The 20,496-nt window shown below is 69.7% G+C and carries 20 protein-coding genes; 10 read left to right on the top strand and 10 right to left on the bottom strand.

Going from position 1 to position 20,496, the window contains the following annotated elements; translation table 11 throughout:
- Positions 1 to 152 precede the first annotated feature (152 nt).
- Complete coding sequence (locus L687_RS40660; RefSeq protein WP_021201592.1) at positions 153 to 602, top strand: low molecular weight protein-tyrosine-phosphatase; 450 nt, start codon at positions 153 to 155, stop codon at positions 600 to 602.
- 23 nt (positions 603 to 625) lie between these two features.
- Positions 626 to 2,008 carry an adenylosuccinate lyase gene (gene purB, locus L687_RS40655; RefSeq protein ID WP_046399053.1) on the top strand — a complete coding sequence of 461 codons (1,383 nt, stop codon included), beginning with the start codon at positions 626 to 628 and terminating at the stop codon, positions 2,006 to 2,008.
- 76 nt (positions 2,009 to 2,084) lie between these two features.
- Here the strand turns inward: purB and L687_RS40650 are convergent, their stop codons facing one another.
- From L687_RS40650 to L687_RS40635, 4 genes are all read right to left on the bottom strand, one after another.
- A complete protein-coding gene (locus tag L687_RS40650) occupies positions 2,085 to 3,518 on the bottom strand; it encodes an MFS transporter (protein ID WP_021201590.1) in 1,434 nt (477 codons plus the stop codon).
- 91 nt (positions 3,519 to 3,609) lie between these two features.
- Positions 3,610 to 6,813, bottom strand: coding sequence for a glycosyl hydrolase family 95 catalytic domain-containing protein (locus L687_RS40645; RefSeq protein WP_021201589.1), 3,204 nt, complete (start codon positions 6,811 to 6,813; stop codon positions 3,610 to 3,612).
- A 241-nt stretch (positions 6,814 to 7,054) separates the two neighbouring features.
- Positions 7,055 to 7,411 (bottom strand): hypothetical protein, encoded by a 357-nt coding sequence (locus L687_RS40640; protein WP_021201588.1) that lies wholly within the window; start codon positions 7,409 to 7,411, stop codon positions 7,055 to 7,057.
- On the bottom strand, positions 7,408 to 8,058 hold the full coding sequence (locus L687_RS40635; RefSeq protein ID WP_021201587.1) for a hypothetical protein: 651 nt from the start codon (positions 8,056 to 8,058) through the stop codon (positions 7,408 to 7,410). The genes L687_RS40640 and L687_RS40635 overlap by 4 nt, the downstream gene beginning before the upstream one ends.
- 305 nt (positions 8,059 to 8,363) lie before the next feature.
- Between L687_RS40635 and L687_RS40630 the strand changes: the two genes are divergently transcribed.
- Positions 8,364 to 9,287, top strand: a complete 924-nt coding sequence (locus L687_RS40630) for a hypothetical protein (protein WP_021201586.1) — start codon at positions 8,364 to 8,366, stop codon at positions 9,285 to 9,287.
- On the opposite strand, the gene L687_RS40625 is transcribed toward L687_RS40630, so the two are convergent.
- On the bottom strand, positions 9,275 to 10,114 hold the full coding sequence (locus tag L687_RS40625) for a sulfurtransferase (RefSeq protein WP_021201585.1): 840 nt from the start codon (positions 10,112 to 10,114) through the stop codon (positions 9,275 to 9,277). The genes L687_RS40630 and L687_RS40625 overlap by 13 nt on opposite strands.
- 119 nt (positions 10,115 to 10,233) lie before the next feature.
- Here L687_RS40625 and L687_RS40620 point away from each other — a divergent pair, with 119 nt between their 5' ends.
- Positions 10,234 to 11,226, top strand: a complete 993-nt coding sequence (locus tag L687_RS40620; RefSeq protein WP_235045258.1) for a DMT family transporter — start codon at positions 10,234 to 10,236, stop codon at positions 11,224 to 11,226.
- On the opposite strand, the gene L687_RS40615 is transcribed toward L687_RS40620, so the two are convergent.
- On the bottom strand, positions 11,216 to 12,235 hold the full coding sequence (locus L687_RS40615; protein WP_031208314.1) for a zinc-dependent alcohol dehydrogenase family protein: 1,020 nt from the start codon (positions 12,233 to 12,235) through the stop codon (positions 11,216 to 11,218). The genes L687_RS40620 and L687_RS40615 overlap by 11 nt on opposite strands.
- A gap of 129 nt (positions 12,236 to 12,364) precedes the next feature.
- Here L687_RS40615 and L687_RS40610 point away from each other — a divergent pair, with 129 nt between their 5' ends.
- From L687_RS40610 to L687_RS40595, 4 genes are all read left to right on the top strand, one after another.
- Entirely contained in the window at positions 12,365 to 13,024 is a 660-nt protein-coding gene (locus L687_RS40610; protein WP_031208311.1) for a GTP cyclohydrolase II, read from the top strand.
- A 38-nt stretch (positions 13,025 to 13,062) separates the two neighbouring features.
- Positions 13,063 to 13,536, top strand: a complete 474-nt coding sequence (locus L687_RS40605) for a MarR family winged helix-turn-helix transcriptional regulator (RefSeq protein ID WP_021201581.1) — start codon at positions 13,063 to 13,065, stop codon at positions 13,534 to 13,536.
- Between the two features lie 71 nt (positions 13,537 to 13,607).
- Positions 13,608 to 14,528, top strand: coding sequence for a helix-turn-helix transcriptional regulator (locus L687_RS40600; protein WP_021201580.1), 921 nt, complete (start codon positions 13,608 to 13,610; stop codon positions 14,526 to 14,528).
- Between the two features lie 63 nt (positions 14,529 to 14,591).
- A complete protein-coding gene (locus tag L687_RS40595; protein WP_021201579.1) occupies positions 14,592 to 14,921 on the top strand; it encodes a helix-turn-helix domain-containing protein in 330 nt (109 codons plus the stop codon).
- Positions 14,922 to 15,032: 111 nt separating this feature from the next.
- Here L687_RS40595 and L687_RS40590 read toward each other — a convergent pair whose 3' ends face one another.
- The 3 genes from L687_RS40590 to L687_RS40580 form a co-directional block, all read right to left on the bottom strand.
- Positions 15,033 to 15,623: a ClpP family protease gene (locus L687_RS40590; protein ID WP_021201578.1), complete on the bottom strand. Its 591-nt coding sequence runs from the start codon at positions 15,621 to 15,623 to the stop codon at positions 15,033 to 15,035.
- Positions 15,620 to 16,234, bottom strand: a complete 615-nt coding sequence (locus L687_RS40585) for a ClpP family protease (RefSeq protein ID WP_021201577.1) — start codon at positions 16,232 to 16,234, stop codon at positions 15,620 to 15,622. Before L687_RS40585 ends, L687_RS40590 begins: the two co-directional genes overlap by 4 nt.
- Positions 16,235 to 16,461: 227 nt before the next feature.
- Positions 16,462 to 17,889, bottom strand: a complete 1,428-nt coding sequence (locus L687_RS40580) for a hypothetical protein (protein WP_084487476.1) — start codon at positions 17,887 to 17,889, stop codon at positions 16,462 to 16,464.
- Between the two features lie 214 nt (positions 17,890 to 18,103).
- Between L687_RS40580 and L687_RS40575 the strand changes: the two genes are divergently transcribed.
- On the top strand, positions 18,104 to 18,577 hold the full coding sequence (locus tag L687_RS40575) for an acyl-CoA thioesterase (protein ID WP_021201575.1): 474 nt from the start codon (positions 18,104 to 18,106) through the stop codon (positions 18,575 to 18,577).
- A gap of 28 nt (positions 18,578 to 18,605) precedes the next feature.
- Here L687_RS40575 and L687_RS40570 read toward each other — a convergent pair whose 3' ends face one another.
- The gene (locus L687_RS40570; RefSeq protein WP_021201574.1) at positions 18,606 to 19,856 is read right to left on the bottom strand and encodes a trans-sulfuration enzyme family protein; all 1,251 of its coding nucleotides are present in this window, start codon (positions 19,854 to 19,856) and stop codon (positions 18,606 to 18,608) included.
- A gap of 112 nt (positions 19,857 to 19,968) precedes the next feature.
- On the opposite strand from L687_RS40570, the gene L687_RS40565 reads away from it, so the two are divergent.
- Complete coding sequence (locus L687_RS40565) at positions 19,969 to 20,436, top strand: Lrp/AsnC family transcriptional regulator (protein ID WP_021201573.1); 468 nt, start codon at positions 19,969 to 19,971, stop codon at positions 20,434 to 20,436.
- Positions 20,437 to 20,496: the final 60 nt, after the last annotated feature.

Below are 20,496 nucleotides of genomic sequence, written 5' to 3'. Positions count from 1 at the left end.
GAGAGATGGATGCCCGGTCAGGGTGTGCAGAGGATCGCGCGAGGCGGTGCGCGCTGTGCAGGAGGCCCGCGGCCGGGCAGAATGTAGGTGTGACATCCCCGGATCCCTTCCGCGTGATCTTCGTCTGCACGGGGAACATCTGCCGCTCTCCCATGGCCGAGGTCGTCTTCCGCGACCTCGCCGAGCGGCAGGGACTCGGCCCGCGCATCCTCTCGCGCAGCGCCGGAACAGGCGACTGGCATCTCGGCGAGCGCGCCGACCACCGCACGATCGATTCCCTGGCCCGTCGCGGTTACGACGGCTCCCAGCACCGCGCCCGCCAGTTCACCGCCGCGGCCTTCGCGGACAACGACCTCGTCGTGGCCCTCGATCGCACGCACGAGCGCATCCTGCGGGAATGGGCGCACGACGAGGACGAGGAGGGGAAGGTCACCCTGCTGCTCGCCTTCGACCCGAACGCCACGACCCATGACGTGCCCGACCCCTACTACGCGGGCGCGGAGATGTTCGATTCCGTGCTCGGTATGATTGAGGCGGCGACTCGGGGCCTGTTCCGCCAGCTCGAACCCGCTCTGCGTCTCCCCCGCACGCCCCGCATCTGAGGGGCCCGATCAGGAGGACTCCCCTGACTTTCCAGCCTTCGCTCCCGCCGCAGCCCCTGAGCCCGCTCGACGGTCGCTACCGCGGCGCCGTCACCGGTCTCGCCGACTTCCTGTCCGAGGCCGGCCTGAACCGGGCGCGCGTCGAGGTCGAGGTCGAGTGGCTGATCGCCCTCACCGACCGCTCGCTGTTCGAGACCTCGCCGCTGCCGGAGTCGGACAAGGAGCGCTTGCGCGCCCTCTACCGCGACTTCGGTCAGGCCGAGATCGACTGGCTCGCCGAGAAGGAAGCCGTCACCCAGCACGACGTGAAGGCGATCGAGTACCTCGTGCGCGATCGACTCTCGACGCTCGGACTCGACGGCATCGCCGAACTCACGCACTTCGCGGCCACGAGTGAAGACATCAACTCCGCCTCCTACGCCCTCACCGTGAAGCGCGCTGTCGAGGAGGTCTGGCTCCCGGCCCTCGACACCGTGATCGCGAAGCTCCGCGAGCTCGCCGTCGAGCACGCCGACGCCGCGATGCTCTCGCGCACGCACGGCCAGCCCGCGACGCCCTCGACGATGGGCAAGGAGCTCGCGGTGTTCGCCTGGCGCCTCGAGCGGGTGCGCGGTCAGATCGCCGCCTCCGACTACCTGGCCAAGTTCTCCGGCGCGACCGGCACCTGGTCTGCGCACCTGGCCGCAGACCCCGACGCCGACTGGCCGACCATCGCCCGCGAGTACATCGAGGGCCTGGGGCTCGGCTTCAACATCCTCACCACCCAGATCGAGTCGCACGACTGGCAGGTCGAGCTGTACGACCGCGTGCGTCACGCCGGCGGCATCCTGCACAACCTCGCCACCGATATCTGGACCTACATCTCGCTCGGCTACTTCGCGCAGATCCCGGTCGCCGGGGCCACCGGTTCGTCGACGATGCCGCACAAGATCAACCCGATCCGGTTCGAGAACGCCGAGGCGAACCTCGAGATCTCGGGCGCCCTGCTCGCATCGCTCGGCCAGACGCTGGTCACCAGCCGCCTGCAGCGCGACCTGACCGACTCGACCACGCAGCGCAACATCGGCGTGGCTTTCGGGCACTCGCTGCTCGCGCTCGACAACCTGCGCCGCGGCCTGAACGCGATCTCGCTGTCGCGCGACGTGCTGCTCGCCGACCTCGACGTGAACTGGGAGGTGCTGGCCGAGGCCATCCAGACCGTCATCCGCGCCGAGGTCGTCGCCGGACGCTCCACGATCACCGATCCGTACGCACTCCTCAAGGAGCTGACGCGCGGCCACAGGGTGGGCGCGGCCGACCTCGCCGAGTTCGTGCAGGGTCTCGAGATCGGCGACGCCGCCAAGCAGCGCCTGCTCGCGCTGACCCCGGCGACGTACACGGGTATCGCAGAGAAGCTCGCGCAGTAGCCGCGAGGCTGAGCCTGACTCCTCCCCCAGTCGCCGTCACGATCGACGAGTGCACGCGGGCAGGAAGGCACGCGGGCTAGGGGGCTGACTCTCCGGAGTGCTCCTCGACACTGTCCTTCGGCATGAAGGCGGCGGCGAGCAGGGTGAGCACCGCGGTCACGGCGACCGCGACGAACACCCACACCGACGCATGGATGATCGTGCCGGGATCGTCGGGACCGACGCCCTGCGCGATCACGGCATTGGAGATCGCCCCGAACACGGCCACGCCGACAGCGCTCCCGGCCGAGCGCGCGAACGCGTTCATGCCCGTCACCGCCCCGCGCTCGCCCCAGCCGACCGAGGCCTGCGCAGCGATCAGCGTCGGCGCCGCACTCCATCCGAGCCCGAAGCCGAAGAGGAACGCGATGCCGGCGATCACGAACGGATTCGGCCACGAGGCGACCGAGGCCAGGGCGATGGCGGCGACCGTCGTGATGCTCATGCCGATCAACGTGGTGCGGCGGAAGCCGATGCGCAGGTACAGGCGTCCCGCGTTCGCGGCGGCGAGCGGCCAGCCGAGGGTCAGAGCGGCGACCGCGAGACCGGAGAGCAACGGGGCGATGCCGGTGGACCCTTCGAGGTAGGCCGGAGCGAAGCTGGTGACACCGAGCATCAGTGCGCCGACACCGAGCGACACGATCGTGGTGGTGAGGATGAGCCGTCGACCCGCGAGGCGCAGGTCGACGATCGGCTCGGCGACGCGGCGCTCGACGAACCCGAAGGCGATCAGCGCGATCACTCCCAGGCCGAAGCAGAGGGCGCTCTGCACCGACAGCCACGCCCAGGCGTTCCCGCCCTCGAGCATGCCGAGGATGAGCGCGGTCAGCCCGATCGTGAGCAGCACCGCTCCCCCGTAATCGATGCTGTGCTTCTGGGTCTGCTTCTGCTCCTTGTAGTTGCGCAGCAGCATCCATCCGGCGATCAGACAGAGCGGGATGTTGATCCAGAAGATCCACCGCCAGGCGTCGAACTGCGCGAAGATCCCCCCGAGCGCCGGGCCGACGACCGACGAGATCGCCCAGACGCTCGCGACGTATCCCTGCACCTTGGCACGTTCGGCGACGGTGTAGATGTCGCCGACGATGGTCATCGACATCGGTGCGACGGCACCGGCGCCGATGCCCTGGATGATGCGGAACACGATCAGCGCCGGCATGCTCCACGCGAATCCGCAGAGGATGGAGCCGAGCAGGAACAGGGCGATGCCGAGCAGGATGATCGGCTTGCGTCCGACGGTGTCCGCGAAGCGGGAGTAGATGGGGACGCTCACGGCCTGTGCCAGGAGGTACACCGAGAACAGCCACGGGAACTGCTGGTAACTGCCGAGGTCGCGGACGATGCTGGGCACGGCGGTCGCGAGGATCGTGGCGTCGATCGCGATCAGGCCGGTGGCCAGCATGAGCGCACCGAGAATGGGGCCCCGCTCCGACCGGAGTCCGATGGAGGCGCGGTCGACGGAGGCAGTCACTACAGGGACAAGCCGATCCACCGCAGCGGTATTCCGGATTCATGCGGGATGGCGGCACCGACGTCGCCCTCCGACGTCGGTGCCGCCGGGGTCAGTGCGCCGGGCCGAGGTCGCGCATGGGCTTGCCGTTCTTCGGGTTGCCCGGCTTCACCTTGCGACGTTCTCCGTTCACGACCACGATCACGTTGCTCATGTTCGGTGCCCGATCGGCGACGACGTCGTAGGCGACGACCTTCCCGTCCCGCCACGTGCAGTCCACGCGGTATCCGCCCCGTGCGCGGAGCCCGGCGAACGATCCGCTCACCGCCCAGTCCGCGGGGACGGCGGGCAGCAGCCGGATGACGTCGCCATGACTCTGCACGAGCATCTCCGCGATCGCGCCGACGATGCCGTAGTTGCCGTCGAGCTGGAACGGCGGATGGTTCGCCCACAGGTTCTGCAGGATGTTGTACGTGAGCAGGCCGCGCACCATGATGCCTGCCCGCTCGGCGTCGCCCAGGCGCGCGAAGAGTCCCGCGCGCCACGGCCAGGTCCAGGAACGGCGGCTGTCGCCCGAGACCGTGGCAGCGGTGAACGGCACGCCCTCCTTCTCTCCGCAACGCGCCTTGAGTGAGACCAGTGCCGCCGCCGAGAGCTCCGGAGTATCCGGGGTGATCTGGCGCCCCGGGTACACGGCGAACAGGTGCGAGGTGTGCCGATGGATGTCGTTCGGGTCGTCGCGGTCGGTCTGCCACTCCTGGAGCTGCCCCCAGCGGCCGATCTTGTTCGGGGCCAGGCGCTGCTGCATGTCGGCGATCGTCCCCTGGTACTTCTTGTCGACGCCGAGGGCCTTCGCGCACTCGAGGTAGTTCTGGAAGAGGTCCCAGATGATCTGCTGATCGTGCATCACCCCGTCTTCGCGCGGGCCGTGCTCGGGAGACCAGCCCATCGGTGCGACCAGGGTGCCGTCGGGGAGCTCTTTGAGCTGGTCCTCCCAGAACTGGCAGATCTCCTTGATCAGCGGGTAGGCCAGATCGCGCAGGTACTTCTTGTCCTGCGTGAACGCCCAGTGCTCGTAGAGGTGCTGCGCATACCAGGCGCTGGCGATCGTGTTCCACTCCCACGCGTTGCCGCCGAAGATGCTCTGCGAGGTGCGGGCGGTCCACCCGCGCACGTCGGCGCCGAACGCGTTCCGCGTGGCGATTCTGCTAGGCACGGCCACCTCACGGATGAAGGTCGCGAGGGCCTCGTGCGACTCCGGGAGGTCGGCGGTCTCGGCCCCCCAGTAGTTCATCTGGATGTTGATGTTCGTGTGGTAGTCGCTGGCCCACGCCGGCTGATTGCTGTTGTTCCACAGTCCCTGGAGGTTGGCGGGCAGCCCGCCGGGCTTCGACGAGCTGAGGAGCAGATAGCGCCCGTAGGCGTAGAGCGTCTGCTCCAGCGTCGGGTCGGCCTCGCCCGTGCCGTAGCGGAGCAGTCGACGGTCGGTGGGCATCGCCATCACGGCGCCGTCGGTGACCCCCCATTCGACCTTCGCGCGCTGCATGAGCTCGGAGACCTGCGCGGTGTGCGCCGAGCGGAGGCTCTTCCACGAGCGGGAGGCCGCCGCGTTCAGGGCCTTCTCGATCGCCGGCTGCGGCGCCGCACCGCGCCATCCGTGTGCGGCGCTCAGGCGGTAGTCGGTGCGGGCGTCGAGCAGCAGGGTGATGCTCGCGGCGCCGGAGACGCGCAGTCCGCCCTCGGCGGCGACCACCTCTCCGTCGGTCTCCGCGATGCGCACCGCGGCCGCGTGCGTGAGGTTGTTGGCCATGGTTCCGGCGAAGCCCATTCGGCGGCCGCCCGCGTCGACTGTCGTCGCGACGCCGTCCTGCTTCGAGACCAGGGTGATGAGAGCGGTGAGCGCACCGGGGCGGTCGGCGGTGAACCGCACCGCGATCACGTCGGCATCCCGACTGGCGAACGCCTCACGCAGCACCGTGCCCTGTGCGGTGGCGAAGTGGGTGCTGTGGGTGCCGTCCGCGATGTCGAGCGCACGTCGGTAATCGACGACGGCGCGGGCTCCGGCGGTGCTGAAGCCACCGCCGGTGAAGGCGATGCCGCCGAGACGGAGCGCGCCGGGTGCGGAGAACGAGATGCGGTACATCGTGTAGGCGGTGGTGTTCGCGAATGAGAAGACCCGCCCGGTGCCGCGCTCCGGGAACGTCTCCCCGGTGCGCGTGTCGAGCGTCTTCCAGCCGAGCCCGTCGTCCGAGCCGGAGACCGTCCAGTCCCGCGGATCCTGTTCCGGCGCGTCGGGAGCACTCGTGAGCACGTAGCCGTTCAGGGCGAGCTTGGCGCTGAGCTCGACCTGCCAGACCGCCCCTGGCCCGGTCGACGGAACCGCCCAGACGGTCGCGGGGTCGGCGTCCACGGTGCCGACGAGGGAGTCGGCGTGGCCGCTGGGCGACGACACGTAGACGGCGCTCCCCTGTGCGAGGTCGACCCCGCCGAGCGCGACCTCGGCGACCTGGAAGTGACTGACCCCCGCCTTCGGCGTGAAGACGAAGCGGTAGTGCGCGTACGCCGTCGTGTTCGCGAACGAGAAGCTCTTGGTCTGGAGCCGCTGCGGGAACGGCGCTTCAGCCCGCGTGTCGAGCGCGACCCAGGCCGCTCCATCGGCAGACCCTTCGAACCGCCAGTCCTGCGGATCGCGGGCGGGGACGTCGTTCGCGCTCGTGAGCGCGTAGGAGGAGACGGCGACCGGCTCCGCGAGATCGGCCTGCCAGATCACCTCGGCGGGCGGCGCGATCAGACACCACTTCGTGGCCGGATTCCCGTCGAAGGTCTTCTCGACGCTCTCGCCACCCGATACCTCGTACGGGCCTCCCGGCGAGCTCACGACGGTGCGTGCGCCGAACGCGACGGTCACCTCGCCGAAGTCGCGGAACGAACCGAAACCGGTGACGCTGGTGTCGTACGCTCCGTCGGGCTGGCCGGCGAGCGCGTTGTCATAGTCGTTGACGCCGCCCCACAGGCTCTGCTCGCTGAACTGGATCACTTCGGCGTCCGGGTTCCCGAACAACTTCGCGCCGAGGCGCGCGTTGCCGATGGGGAGCGCCTGCGTCTCCCAGCTCGTCGCCGGGGTCGCGTACCAGAGGGCGTACGGCGAGAGCTGCGGACGCGGGATCGCACCGGCGGGGACGGCGCGCAGAGCGGCGTCCACCGAGAATGCGTTCGCAGCCGCAGGCCGAGCGGCCAGGAATTGAGGGACGAGCGGGGCGAGGAGGGCGAGGCCGCCCACCTGCAGCGCCTGTCGGCGGGAAATGGGGTCCATCATCACAGCAAACCTCCGGAGCATCGTTGATCATCTGGGGCCGTGCGGTCTCGCAACCGGTCGTGGATGCGGGGCGCGTCAGAAGTCAGTGTCCGACACGAGACATCGGATGTCTAGAGACGATTGTCCAGAGGGTACGCCGAAAGTACCCGAGATCCGCGCAATTCAGAACGCCTGACGCGCTCTTTAATCGGATGTTAGAGGGTCCCGTCGACGAGCAGATCTACCGCTCCTGCGGAGCGCGTCAGGAGGACGCCGGGCGGCCGGAAGCCTCGGAGTCAGGGCTCTCCCCGTCGGGCTCCGGGTCGTACAGCACCGGACGATCGATCGTCTTGGTGACGTCGGACGGATCGACGGCGAGGATGAGCATCGCCAGGATCAGCAGCGTCACGATGAACGCCCCACCGCCGACGACGAGCCCCAGCGCGATCGGGGTCAGCCCGTCGTAGGTGCCGTCGGCGATCGACGCGTTCACGCGTGCGGTGAAGGCTCCGGTCGAGACCAGGGTGACGACCATGGCGAAGACGCCGCAGCCGAGCGCGATGAGGAGCAGGTGCAGGGGCCGCAGAATGTCCCGGCGGGTGGGCTTCTCGTCGCTCATCGCTCTCCTCCATGCTCCGCGGGGGCGGCGCTGTCGTTCGATTCGGACACCGTGGCGACGGCATCGACCTGCTTCGGCGTGAGGCCGGCGATGCCGAGGAAGACCGCGACGATCGCCGCATAGCCGCCGAACATGCCGACGCCGAGGATGATCCCGGAGAGGACGAACGTGCCGGCCTTGTCGATCGTGTACTCCTGCAGGAACCCGGCCGGGATCAGCAGCAGGGCCACGCCGAGCAGAACACCCAGGCCCCCGACGGTGATCGCATCGCGCGACAGCATGCCGCCGGTGCGCCGGGAGCGGATGCCGGCGAGCAGCTCGATGCCGCCGCTGACGATGGCCCAGGAGGAGACGATGATGAAGAACAGGTCGTCGGAACGCCACACCGGGATTCCGCTCACCATGCCGGCGACGACGCCGACCGCGGCGAGCAGGACGTACGACCAGCGTGAGCCGGCGGGGAGCACCAGCCAGGCGGCGAGCACCTGGACGAGAGCGGTGATGAAGACGAAGCCGCTGAACACGGACAGGCCGACGGCGGCGGAGTGATCAGACGAGAACGTGATCATCAGTGCAGCGACTGCGGCGAACAGGGCGCGCAGCAATTGCACGTGGCGCATGGTGAATGCGCGAGCAGGGGCAGACATGACGGTCCAGAGTCCTCCGGGGTGTTGCTCCCAGTCTACGCGGGGCGGCGGAGCCGCAACGCCGGGAGCCCTGCGGAGGGAGGATTCGTGAAGCCCGGCTGATCTCCCCAGATCGATTGCCGGGCTTCACGACATACGCAGCAAGGGGGGCATCACTGCGTCAGGCCGGTGATCGCAGGGTCGGGCACCCTGCCTGCGAAGACGGCCAAGTGACCCCACATGCCCACCCGGTCCCCTGAGGTACGCGCGTGCGGTCGTATGCTCACTCTAAGGCGCTGATCTTCACATACCGGAGGGGATCTGTGATGAGTTTCGAAGATGACGCGCGCAGAGCCGAACCCGATGACTTCGCGAACGCCCTGCGCGACGCGATAAACGCGAAGCCGGTGACGCTGTCGTGGCTGCAGCGTCAGCTCAAGGCGCGCGGGAACCGCGTGTCGATGGCCACGCTGAGCTACTGGCGATCCGGCGCGCGACGGCCGGAGGGGGCGCAGTCGCTCGCCGCGCTCAGCGACATCGAGGAACTCCTCGGACTCGACACGGGGGCGCTGAGCAGACTGCTCCGATCGACGAACCGCACAGGTCCGCTCGGACCCAACCAGTTCCCGATCGACGAGGAAGAGCTCGAGTTGGCGGTGATCGACGCCTTCCGCGCGCTCGGCGCCTCCTACCCCGACACCTCCCGCGAGCTCACGACGCATTCGGTGACCGATGTCGGCGCGGACGGCAACGTCGCATTCAGCATCACGCGCAGCATCGTGCAGTCCACGGTCGGCACGATCACGGCGATCCCCTTCCTCGAGATCACCCGCGGGGTGCGCACCCCCGCACCTCTGCTGAAGGCGGTGGCAGGGGGCCGGATCGCCGCGCGCTATTCCCACCCCGACGGCGAGGTGCACGGGGTGCTGTTCGAGCTCGATGTGCCGCTGACCGCGCCGGAGACGGCGATGGTGGAGTGGTCGGTGGAGTACCCGCCCGACTACCCCGCGACGCGCGACACCGGCCACGCCCTGGCGCAGAAGGCCAGAGAGCTGCTGGTGTGGACACGCTTCCATCCAGACGCGATCCCTGACTGGTGCGAGGAGCACCTCGAGACACCGGACGGCGTCATCATGACGCCGCTGCCGCCGCCCCGGGGAACGTCGGTGCATCTGGTGCGCCGGGCTTTCGGCCCCGGCGCCCTCGGACTGCACTGGGGCTATGGCCCCCGGGAGGATCAGCCAGGCTGATCTCCGGTCGCGACCGGCCGGCCAGGGGTGTTCGACCACTGGCTCCACGACCCGGGGAAGACCTTCGCCTCGATGCCGACCTCATGCAGGACCAGGGCGGTGTGCGCGGCCGTCACGCCGGAACCGCAGTATGCCGCGACGGCCGTGCCCGGCGTGACGCCGATCTCGGCGAAGTTCGCCAGCACGGTCTCCCGGTCGAGGATGCGGCCTGTGGCGTCCAGATGCAGCAGGGTGGGCAGGTTGCGTGCGCCGGGGATGTGTCCTGCCGCGGGATCGAGCGGCTCGGTCTCGCCGCGGTAGCGTTCGGGGGCCCGCACATCCACCAGGACACCGGATGCCGGGAACGCGGCGGCCTCGTCGATCGTCAGCGCATCCGCACCGATCTCCGTGAGGACGACATCGCCACGATCCGGCGCCACATCATCGGTCGCGACGGCGAAGCCCTCATCCTTCCACCCGCGGATGCCGCCGGCGAGCACCCGCACATCGACGCCGGCCTGACGCAGCAGCCACCAGGCACGGGCGGCCGCGATCCCCTTGAAGTCGTCGTAGGCGACCACCGTGTCGCCCGCACGCACGCCCCACCGACGCGCCGCGTCCTGGAGGGTGGCCGTCGACGGCAACGGGTGCCGTCCCTCCGACGGCTCGCCATGGGTGGAGAGCTCGGTGTCGAGCGCGGCGAACACGGCGCCCGGGATGTGCCCGGTGAGGTAGTCGTCGTGCCCGGCCTCCGGACGATCCAGGCGCCACCGCACGTCGATCACGCGCACCGGTGCACCCCGGGTCAGCAGGTCGTTCAGTTCGACGGCACTCACGAAGTCGCTCATGCTGCGAGGCTACCGAGTCGGCGGCGGCGTCCGGTGCGCCATCGTCTTCTTCCGTCACGATCCGAGCGACGGGTCCGGCGCACTAGGCTCGATCCGGCAACGTCGAGAAAGGGCCAACGATGCCCTCTCGTCTCCGCTGGATGCGGTTCCGACCGCAGGAAGCCGCGCTCATCGCGATCACCGCCGTCTGGGGCGGCACGTTCCTGCTCGTGCATTGGGCGATCGAGCACTCCGGACCCTGGTTCTTCGTCGGCATCCGGTTCCTCATCGCGGGACTGATCAGCGTCGTGATCTTCCGACGCGTGCTGCGCGGCATCCGCTGGCGCGATGTCGGCGCGGGCGTCGCGATCGGGGTGATGATCTACCTCGGCTACGGCCTCCAGACGCTGGGGCTGCAGACCATCGACAGCAGCACCTCGGCCTTCATCACCGCGATGTACGTGCCGCTGGTGCCGCTGGCGCAGTGGGCCGTGTTCCGCAAGCGCCCGCCCGCCATGGCGTTCGTCGGGGCGGGTCTGGCCTTCGTCGGGCTGCTGTTCATCGCCGGCCCCGATGCCTTCGCGCTGACTCTCGGCGCGGGCGAGATCGCGACCATGATCAGCACGCTGCCGATCGCCGCCGAGATCATCCTGATCAGCCTCTTCGCCGGGAAGATCGACCTCGGACGCATCACCGTGGTGCAGCTGCTCACCGCGGGAGTGCTGGGACTGCTCACGATGCCGGTGGTCGGCGAAGGCGTGCCGGAGTTCTCGTGGATCTGGGTCGGCTGTGCGGTCGGCCTGGGAGCGGCGAGCTGCCTGATCCAGTTGACGATGAACTGGGCCCAGAAGTCGGTCTCCCCCACCCGCGCGACCATCATCTACGCCGGGGAACCGGTGTGGGCAGGAGTCATCGGACGCATCGCCGGTGAACGCCTGCCCGCCACCGCGCTCGTGGGCGGAGCGCTCGTCGTGCTCGGCATCCTCGCGAGCGAGTTGAGGATCGTGCGGCGCAGGGCACAGCCACACACATCGCCGCAGGCTCGGGAGGAGAACCACGCCATGGGCGGAGAATCTCCTGTCGAATCTCCGCCCGACACGGAGATCTCCGCCCGCCGCGAGGTCACACCGTGAGCAGCACCTTCGTGGCGCGGCGCTCGTCCATGGCCCGATAGCCCTCGGCGGCTTCTTCGAGCGGAAGGGTGAGGTCGAACACCTTGCCCGGGTCGATCTTCCGGTCCCAGATGAGCTGGATCAGCTCGGGGAGGAAGCGGCGCACGGGCGCGGGTCCGCCGTGCAGGTGCACGCCGGAGTAGAACAGCTCCTCGCCGGGCAGCGCCACGTCGTGAGAGACGCCGACGAAGCCGACGTGGCCACCGGGGCGGGTGGAGCGGATCGCCTGCATCATCGACTCCTGGGTGCCGACGGCCTCGATCACCGAATGCGCACCGAGACCGTTCGTGAGTTCCTTGATGCGGGCCACTCCCTCATCCCCGCGTTCGGAGACGATGTCGGTCGCGCCGAACTCGCGCGCCAGCGCCTGCCGATCGGCGTGCCGGCTCATCGCGATGATGCGCTCGGCACCGAGCTCCCGTGCGGCGAGGATCCCGAGGAGCCCGACCGCGCCGTCGCCGACCACGGCGACGGTCTTCCCCGGTCCGACCTCGGCGGCCACGGCTGCGAACCATCCCGTGCCGAGGACGTCGGACGCGGCGAGCAGTGAGGGGATCAGATCGGCGTCGGGCCGGCCGGGCGTGACGACCAGCGTGCCGTCGGCGTGCGGGACGAGCGAGTACTCGGCCTGCGTGCCGTAGCGCCCCATCGGCACCACGTGCACGCAGCGGGACTGGTACCCCGCCTGACAGATCTCGCACGTGTTGTCCGACGCCATGAAGGATCCGACGACGAAGTCGCCGACCCGCAGCGTCTGCACTTCGGTGCCGATCTCCTCGACCACGCCGACATACTCGTGCCCCATCGGCGCGTGGTCGACGTCGTTGGCACCGCGGTAGGGCCACAGGTCCGAGCCGCAGATGCAGGTCGCGGCGATGCGGATCACCGCATCGGTCGGCCGGGAGATGGTGGGCTTCTCGCGCTCTTCGACCCGGACGTCTCCGGGGGCGTGCATGACTACTCCGCGCATTCGTGTTGCTCCTTCTGTCGCGTGGACTCCAGTCCACACCGAATCCCTCGCGGATGGGAGGTTCTGACGGAGCCCCTCCGAAATCCTGGGATCCGGGAATAGTCCGCCGAACGCCGCGTTGCACCCGACATGATTGAAACTTCAACCGTCGCTCCGGTCGCCACGGAACGCACTCGCGTCCGCGTGCCGCTGCGCTTCGGCGACGGCTTCTCCACGACCGCCGACGTGGTCACCTTCGACGGCCTCGTCGACGGCCGCGAGCACCTGCTGCTCGGGCTCGGCGACTGGCGCGCCGCACTCGAACGCGCGATAGACGGCGGGGACGCACCGCTCGTCCGTCCGCACAGCGAATGCCTCACCGGCGACGTGTTCGGCTCCGAGCGCTGCGACTGCGGCCCCCAGCTGCGCGAAGCCGTCGAGCGCATCGCCGACGAAGGCGGGTTCCTGCTCTACCTCCGCCAGGAGGGCCGGGGCATCGGCCTGTACGCCAAGCTCGACGCCTACGCGTTGCAGGACGCGGGCCTCGACACGTACGAGGCGAACGTCGCCCTGGGCCACGGCGAAGATGAGCGCGACTACACGGTGGCCGCCCAGATGCTGAACGCGCTGGGCGTCGACGGCATCCGCCTGCTGAGCAACAACCCCGACAAGGCCGTGCAGCTCGAAGCGCTCGGCATCCGCGTCACCGAACGCGTGCGCACCGAGGTGCACCTGTCCGAAGCGAACACCCGCTACCTGCAGGCGAAGCGCGACCACACGGCGCACACGCTCGACCTGTCGGCAGCGTGACACCCGCGGGATACCCGAGTGACACCCAGGAGGACAGCATGACGGCGGAGCAGCAGCATCCGCGTCGCCTCGACGACACCGAGATGGAGACCTGGCTCCCCGTCATCCGGTTCGTCCAGCTGCTGCCGCAGGTGCTCGATCGCACGCTGAAGGAAGAGGTCGGGCTCAACCACGCCCGATACGCGATCCTCGTCACCCTGGCAGGTCAGGGTGAGAGCGCCGTCACCATGACCGAGCTCGCCCGCATCGCCGGCCTCAGCCGATCCCGCCTGAGCCACGCTCTGGATTCTCTCGAGGAACGCGGCTGGGTCACCCGCACCTCGTGCGGGTCCGACAAGCGCACCCTCTCGGCCGCACTGACTCCGGCCGGACGGGAGATGCTGCGCACGGCCGCCCCCGTGCACGTCGAGCAGGTGCGGGAGCTCGTGCTCGATCCGCTCACCGCACAGGAGCGCGAACAGTTGGGGGCGATCCTCGGCAAGCTGCTGCCCGGGGTGACCGCGGCACTGTGAGGCGTCGCGGATCGGTCACCGGTACCGCCAGTACCTCCCTCCACGGTCGCTGAGCGCGTACCGTCGAAGGCATGGACACCCGCAGCGAGGTGCGCGAGTTCCTCTCCACGAGGCGCGCACGCATCACCCCCGATCAGGCAGGCCTCCCCGCATTCGGGGGCAACCGCCGCGTACCGGGCCTGCGCCGCGAGGAGGTCTCGCTCCTCGCGGGTGTCAGCGTGGACTACTACACGCGGCTCGAGCGCGGCGACCTGTCCGGCGCGTCCGACAGCGTGCTCGACGCCCTCGCCCGCGCGCTCCAGCTGGACGAGGCCGAGACCGCGCACCTGTTCGACCTCGCCCGCACCGCGAACGCCTCGCCGGTCGCACGCACGCCGCGGAAGAAGGCCACGGAGCTGCGTGCGAGCATCCTCCGCCTGCTCGATGCCATGACCGAGGCGCCGGCGATCGTGCGCAACAACTACTTCGACTACCTGGCCGCGAACGCCCTGGGCCGTGCCCTCTACGCGCCGGTGTTCGCGCAGCCGCAGCCCAACAGCGCCCGCTTCGCGTTCCTCGATCCGGCGGCGCAGGAGTTCTACCCGGAGTGGGACCGCAACACGCAGGAGCTCGTCGCGGCGATGCGCGGTGAGGCCGGCCGCAATCCGTTCGATCGGAAGCTCACCGATCTCGTCGGCGAGCTCTCGACGCGGAGCGAGCGGTTCCGCACCCTCTGGGCCGCCCACAACGTGCGCTTCCACCGCACGGGCGTGAAGCGCATCGCGCATCCGATCGTCGGAGAGATGGAGCTGACCTACGAGGCGTTCGAACTGCCGGCCGACCCGGGACTCCACCTGTCGACCTATACCGCCGAGCCGGGCACGGCGTCGGCGGACAAGCTGCGGATGCTCGCCAGCTGGGCGGCGACGGATGCGGCCGCATCTGTCGCCGCGGAGCCCGAGCCCGCTCCCACTCCCACTCCCGATCACACCTCGGGGCGCGCAGACTCCTGAACCACGGTTCTGCTCTGAGCAGAACCGCTCGAAGCCGCCGGATGCCGCGGATTATCGTGAGGCATGGCCGACATCCTCGCATTCCCGCGCACCCCTCGCTCCGAACGCCCCCGCCCGAGCGATCCCGAGCCCCTGTGGCGACACCTGCTGGGTGACCAGCTGCGCCGCCGACGTCACGACCGCGAGGAGACCCTCTCCGAGACCGCCGACAAGGCCGGTGTCTCGCCGCAGTACCTCTCCGAGGTCGAGCGTGGATTGAAGGAGCCGTCGAGCGAGATGATCGCCGCGATCGCCGGAGCCCTCGACACGAGCCTCGTCGAGCTGACGAGCGACGTTGCCGACAGCCTGCGATCGACGGCCCCTTCGCGTGGCGCGTTCGCCCTCGCCGCGTGATCCCGGAGCCGTCATCTGCATGATCGACGGACGGATGCATGACCACAGGCACCGCATCGGTCATGCAATCGTCCGCCGCTCATGCATCCGTCCGCGAGCCCGGACTGCAGATCAGCTCCGCGCTCCCAGCACCGTGTCGACCAGCCCGTAGTCGAGGGCGGCGGCGGCGGTGAACACCCGGTCGCGATCGGTGTCGACCCGGAGCTCCGCGACCGTCCGGCCGCTGTGCCTGGCCAGGATCTCCTCCATGTCGGAGCGCACCCGCACCACCTCGTCGGCCGCGAGGATCAGGTCGGGGATCGCACCCCGGGACTGTCCGGCCGGCTGGTGCAGCACGATGCGCGCGTGGGCGAGAGCGGCTCGCTCCCCCGGTTCTCCGGCAGCGACGAGGAGTGCTGCCGGTCCGATGGCCTGCCCGACGCAGGTGGTCGCGACGCCGGGACGGATGTGCTGCATGGTGTCGTAGATCGCGAGCGCTGCGCCCGGATCGCCGCCCTCGCTGTTGATGTAGAACTGGATGCCGGATTCGGGGCTGTCCGCGTCGAGATGCAGCAGCTGCGCGATGAGGGCGTTCGCGACCCCCGCATCGATGCCCGTGCCGAGGTAGATGACCCGCTCCGCGAGCAGGTGCGAATAGACGTCCATGATGCGCTCGCCTCGGGGATGCTGCGCGATGACGTTCGGGATGGTGTAGCCGCTCATGCGTCCGCCCCCAGTCCGACGCGCGCACGTCGTCGCGGCATCACTTCAGCGATCGAGGCCACGATGCCGTCGATGAAGCCGTAGTCCTGCGCCTGCACCGCGGTGTACCAGCGGTCGTGAAGGGAATCCTCGAAGATGCGCGCGATGGGCTGGCCCGTGTCGTCGGAGATGAGGCCGAGCACGGTGTCGCGCATATGCCGCAGGTCGTCGGCCTGCGTCTCGAGCTCGCCCGCGGATCCGCCGATGCCCGCGGAACCCTGATGCATCAGGATGCGTGCGTGCGGCAGCGCCCGCCTCTTGCCGGGGGTGCCGGCGGAAAGCAGGAACTGTCCGGCGCTGCAGGCGAGTCCGAGGGCGAGGGTGGCGACGTCGTTGGGGATCAGCCGCATGATGTCGCGGATGGCCAGCATCGACGGCACGGAGCCGCCGGGCGAGTGGATCCACAGCGCGATGTCGGCGACGGGGTCCTCGGCCGACAGCGCGAGCAGCTGGGTCATCAGCAGCGTGCCGTTGTCGTCGTCGAGAGCACCGTCGAGCACGAGCACCCGCTCGTGGAACAGTGCGCGCCGGGCTTCGGGACCGAACTGCGGGATGGGGTTGTCTTCGCTCATGCCCCCAGCCTCTGTCGCCCCGCGGGCGTGCGGAGCGGATTCTGCCCTGGGCGGCTCTGCCGTGAGCGGATGCGGGCAGATGCGAGCGGATGCGAGCGGATGCGAGCGGATGCGGGCAGATGCGCGCGGATGCGGGCAGATGCGAGTTCCTGGGCGGATGCCGGTGGGGAGGCATCCGCCCAGGCCCTCGGGTGGGGATGGAGGCGGGTGGGGTGAGCGGACGCGGATCAGGCGGCGAGGGCCAGCGAGCGGCGGTGGGAGATGCGGTGACCGACCCAGAAGCCGATCGCGATCAGCCCGGCCAGGGCGATGCCGAGGATCCACGGCAGCATCGAGGGCGCGGCCCCCGCGGTGGCGGTGGCGAGGGTGTCGGAGCCGTCGGCGATCAACCCGTTCCCCGCGGCGAGGTCGGCGGCCCCGGCCTCGAGCTTGTCGCCGCCGTCCGCGAGATCGCCGGAGCCGTCCGCGACCGTCGCCGCGCCGGCGGAGAGCTTCTCGATGCCGATGTTGAGGTCGCCGGCACCGGCCTGCAGCGCACCGACGCCGGTGGCGAGCGTGCTGGCGCCGTCGTTCAGGCGGGTTGCGCCCGCGCTGAGGTTCGCCGTGCCGGAGGAGAGGGAGGAGGCCCCGGTGGAGAGCGTCTGCAGCCCGGCGGCCAGCGTGGCGGCGCCGGCCGAGAGCTGCGACGTGCCGGAGTGCAGGGACTGCGCGCCCGCGACGAGGGCCGGCGCCCCCTGGGGAGCGACCAGCGCCACGGTGCCCGGCCACTTGTTCGCGACGTCGCCGTTGATGAGGCCGTTGACCCCGGCCGTGACCTTCGCCGACCCGCCGGCGGCGGCGACGAGCCCCTGGGCGAGGTCGGACCCCTTGGCCGCCACGGGAGCCATCGCATCGACCTCTTGATCGACGCCGGCAGCCAGGCCGGCGAGCGCCTGGAGCTGCGGGTTCTTCGGGTCGGCGGCGAGCATCCCGGCGAGAGCATCGGCGAGCTGCTGCGAATGCCCTGGCGCCGCAGCGGCCACTCCCTGCAGGAGGCTCTTCGCTTCGGGCTGCGCGAGAGCGATCACGTTCGCGTCGACCTTCGTGCCGAGCGTGCCGCTGAGCGCGCTCGCACCCGCCAGTACCTGCCCGGCGTACGCGTGCGCTCCGTTGACTCCGGCGGCCAGGGTCGACACTCCCGCTGCCAGCGTCTGCGCCCCGGCATCCGCCTGCGCCATCTTCGTCGAGAGCTCCTGAGCCCCGGCGAGCGCGCTCTGGGCTCCCCCGCTGACCTTGCCGGCACCGGCTGCCGCGGTCGATGCGCCGGCGGCGAGGCTGCTCGCGCCGTCGGCCAGGCTCATGGCACCGCTCGCCGCCGTCGTGGCCCCGTCGCTCAGCTTCTGGGAGCCCTCCTGCGCGCTGGCCGCGCCCGCGGAGAGGACACCTGTCCCCGTGGCGAGCTGCGACGCACCGGCCGAGAGGTCTGCGGCACCGGCAGCGAGGTCGGCCGATCCGTCTTTCGCGGACGTCGTTCCGTCGGCGAGCTCGGAGGCACCGGCGGCGATCTTGCTCGTCGTCGCGAAGAACAGGATCACCATCGCGGCCAGCAGCAGGCTGAGCACGATCACGGCGATGCGCATGCCGATTCCGTGCGAGTGGGGCGTGGTACTCGTCATTGAGGACTCCCGGGGTCAGTGGCGTCGTTGCCACCGGCGACTGTATGGGCACCCCGACTCGCGACCCCCGGATTTGCCGCTCGAAACCAAGTCTCAGCACCGATGAAACTCAGTTTCTTGTGGCTAGTGCACAAACGGGGGTGCCAGGCCCCTGTGCCCTGCGCGAAAAGGGGCCGTAACATCGCGGACTCACGACCCGCCTAGCCTCGTGCCCATGGCGAAGCAGAAGGCACCGGCGTGGCAGTGGTCGGAGGACGGACTCAATTTCCGCACGCGCAAGTGGGTCCGTCCGGAGGACCTCAACGCGAACGGCTCATTGTTCGGCGGCAGCCTGCTGAAGTGGATCGATGAAGAAGCGGCGATCTATGCGATCGTCCAGCTCGGCAACTACCGTGCCGTCACCAAGCACATCTCGGAGATCAACTTCGAGGCCTCGGCCGTGCAGGGCGATCTGATCGAGATCGGCCTGCAGGCCACGCACTTCGGCACGACGTCGCTCACCATGCGCGCGGTGGCCAGGAACATGATCACGCGCAAGCGCATCCTCACGATCGAGAAGATCGTGTTCGTCAGCCTCGACGACGATGGGGTGCCGACCCCGCACGGCTACACGGAGATCACCTACGACCGCGACCGGATGCCGACCGAGCGCATCGCCACCGGCACGATCCGACTCCCCTCCCTCTGATCCGCCACAGGAACGCCGAGCCACCTCCTCAGGCGCGAACTGCCCCCCGGTGTGCCGCGCGCGAGGAGGTGACCCGGTCGGAGAGGGGCGCGTCGACCTCGAAGGCCGGAACGCCGGCGAACGCCTGGGCGAGGTCGGCGATGAGGTCGTCGACATCCTCCAAGCCGATCGACAGACGCAGCACGTCGGCTGCCGGACGCGCTTCGGGAGGGACAGGCCGATGCGTGAGCGCCGCCGGATGCTGGATCAGCGAGTCCACTCCGCCGAGCGACACCGCGTGCGTGAACAGTGCGGTCGCGGTGGTGACCGCAGAGGCCGCGGCGAAACCCCCGCGCATGCGCATCGCGATCATCGCGCCGGTACCGCGCATCTGCCGTTCCAGGATGCCGCGCGGGTCGCCGTCGAGTCCCGGGTAGAACACCTCGGCGACCTCGGGGCGATCGATGAGCCACTGCACGATCCGCCGCGCACTCTCCTGCTGGTGCCGCACCCGCACGGGGAGGGTCGTGAGACCGCGGTGCAGCAGATAGGCCCCGAGGGGATGCAGCAGCCCTCCCGTCACCGCCCGCACGCGGCGCAGAGCCTCCGCCGTCTCCTCGCTGCACGCGACGACGCCGGCGATCACATCGCCGTGCCCGCCCAGGTACTTGGTGGCGCTGTGCAGAGACATCGCCGCCCCGAGGTCGATCGGATTCTGCAGCACGGGGGTCGCGAACGTGTTGTCGACGACGACCGGTACCGTGCCGGCCTGGCGCACGACGTCGGCGATGTCGGCGATGTCGAGGGTGGGGTTCGCCGGGGTCTCCACCACGACGAGGCCGGTGTCGGGGCGCACGGCCGCCGCGACCTCATCGGGGCGACAGTAGGTGGTCTCGACGCCGAGCAGGCCGGAGCCGAGCAGATGGTCGGTCCCCCCGTAGAGCGGACGCACCGCGACGACGTGGCGCGCCCCGGTCGCTCCCGTGTGCGCCAGGATCACGGCCGTCATCGCGGCCATGCCCGAGGCGAAGGCGACCGCGGCCTCGGCGTGCTCGAGCTCGGCGAGTGCCTCCTCGAAGCGGGCGACCGTGGGGTTCCACAGTCGCGCGTAGACCATGCTGCCGTCCGCCGGAGGACGCCCTCCCGTCGCCATGGCCTCGTACGAGTCGCCGCCGCGCTCGATGTCCGGGAGCGGGTTCGTGGTCGACAGATCGATCGGCAGCGCGTGGACCCCGAGCCCCTCGAGGTCGGAGCGGCCGCCGTGGACGGCGACGGTGTCGGGATGCAGCGGTGCAGTCATGACTCCACGTTGCCGGAATCACGATGAAACCGCAGGAACTCGACAGAAGCCGCCAGGAATTCGACGCTGAACGCTATTCTGTGCAGGATCCGAAGGGCAAGGAGGCCCCCCGTTGGCGAAAGCACAACTCGACGAGACCGACCTCGAGCTGCTCGCGGTCCTCAGCCGCGACGCCGAGACGACGAACAAGGCGCTCGCACATCGCCTCGGCCTCGCCGAGTCGACCTGCGCACATCGGGTGCGGGCGCTGCGCGAGCGCGGAGTGATCCGCGACACGCGCATCCGCGTCGACGGGGCCGCTCTGGGTTTCCCGCTGCAGGCGATCATCAAGGTGCGCCTGGCGAACCACACAGGAGACAAGGTGACGGCCCTCTTCGATGCCCTGGTCGACATCCCGCGCGTCCTTCAGGTGTTCCACGTCGCCGGCGTCGACGACTTCCTCGTGCATGTGGCCGTGCAGGATGCGACGGCCCTGCGCGACATCGTTCTCGAGCACATCACGGTGCACCCCGTCGTGCGCGGCACCGAGACCCAGCTCGTGTTCGAACTGCGCGACGGACCGGGAGTGCTCTCCACCTGACCCTTCCGGTCGCACTTCGTGCCGTCCGATCCCGTTTCAGACGGCACGAAGTGCGACCGG

This window comes from Microbacterium maritypicum MF109 (assembly GCF_000455825.1).
GTDB lineage: Bacteria > Actinomycetota > Actinomycetes > Actinomycetales > Microbacteriaceae > Microbacterium > Microbacterium maritypicum_A.
This window is presented reverse-complemented; position numbering and strand designations above follow the sequence as displayed.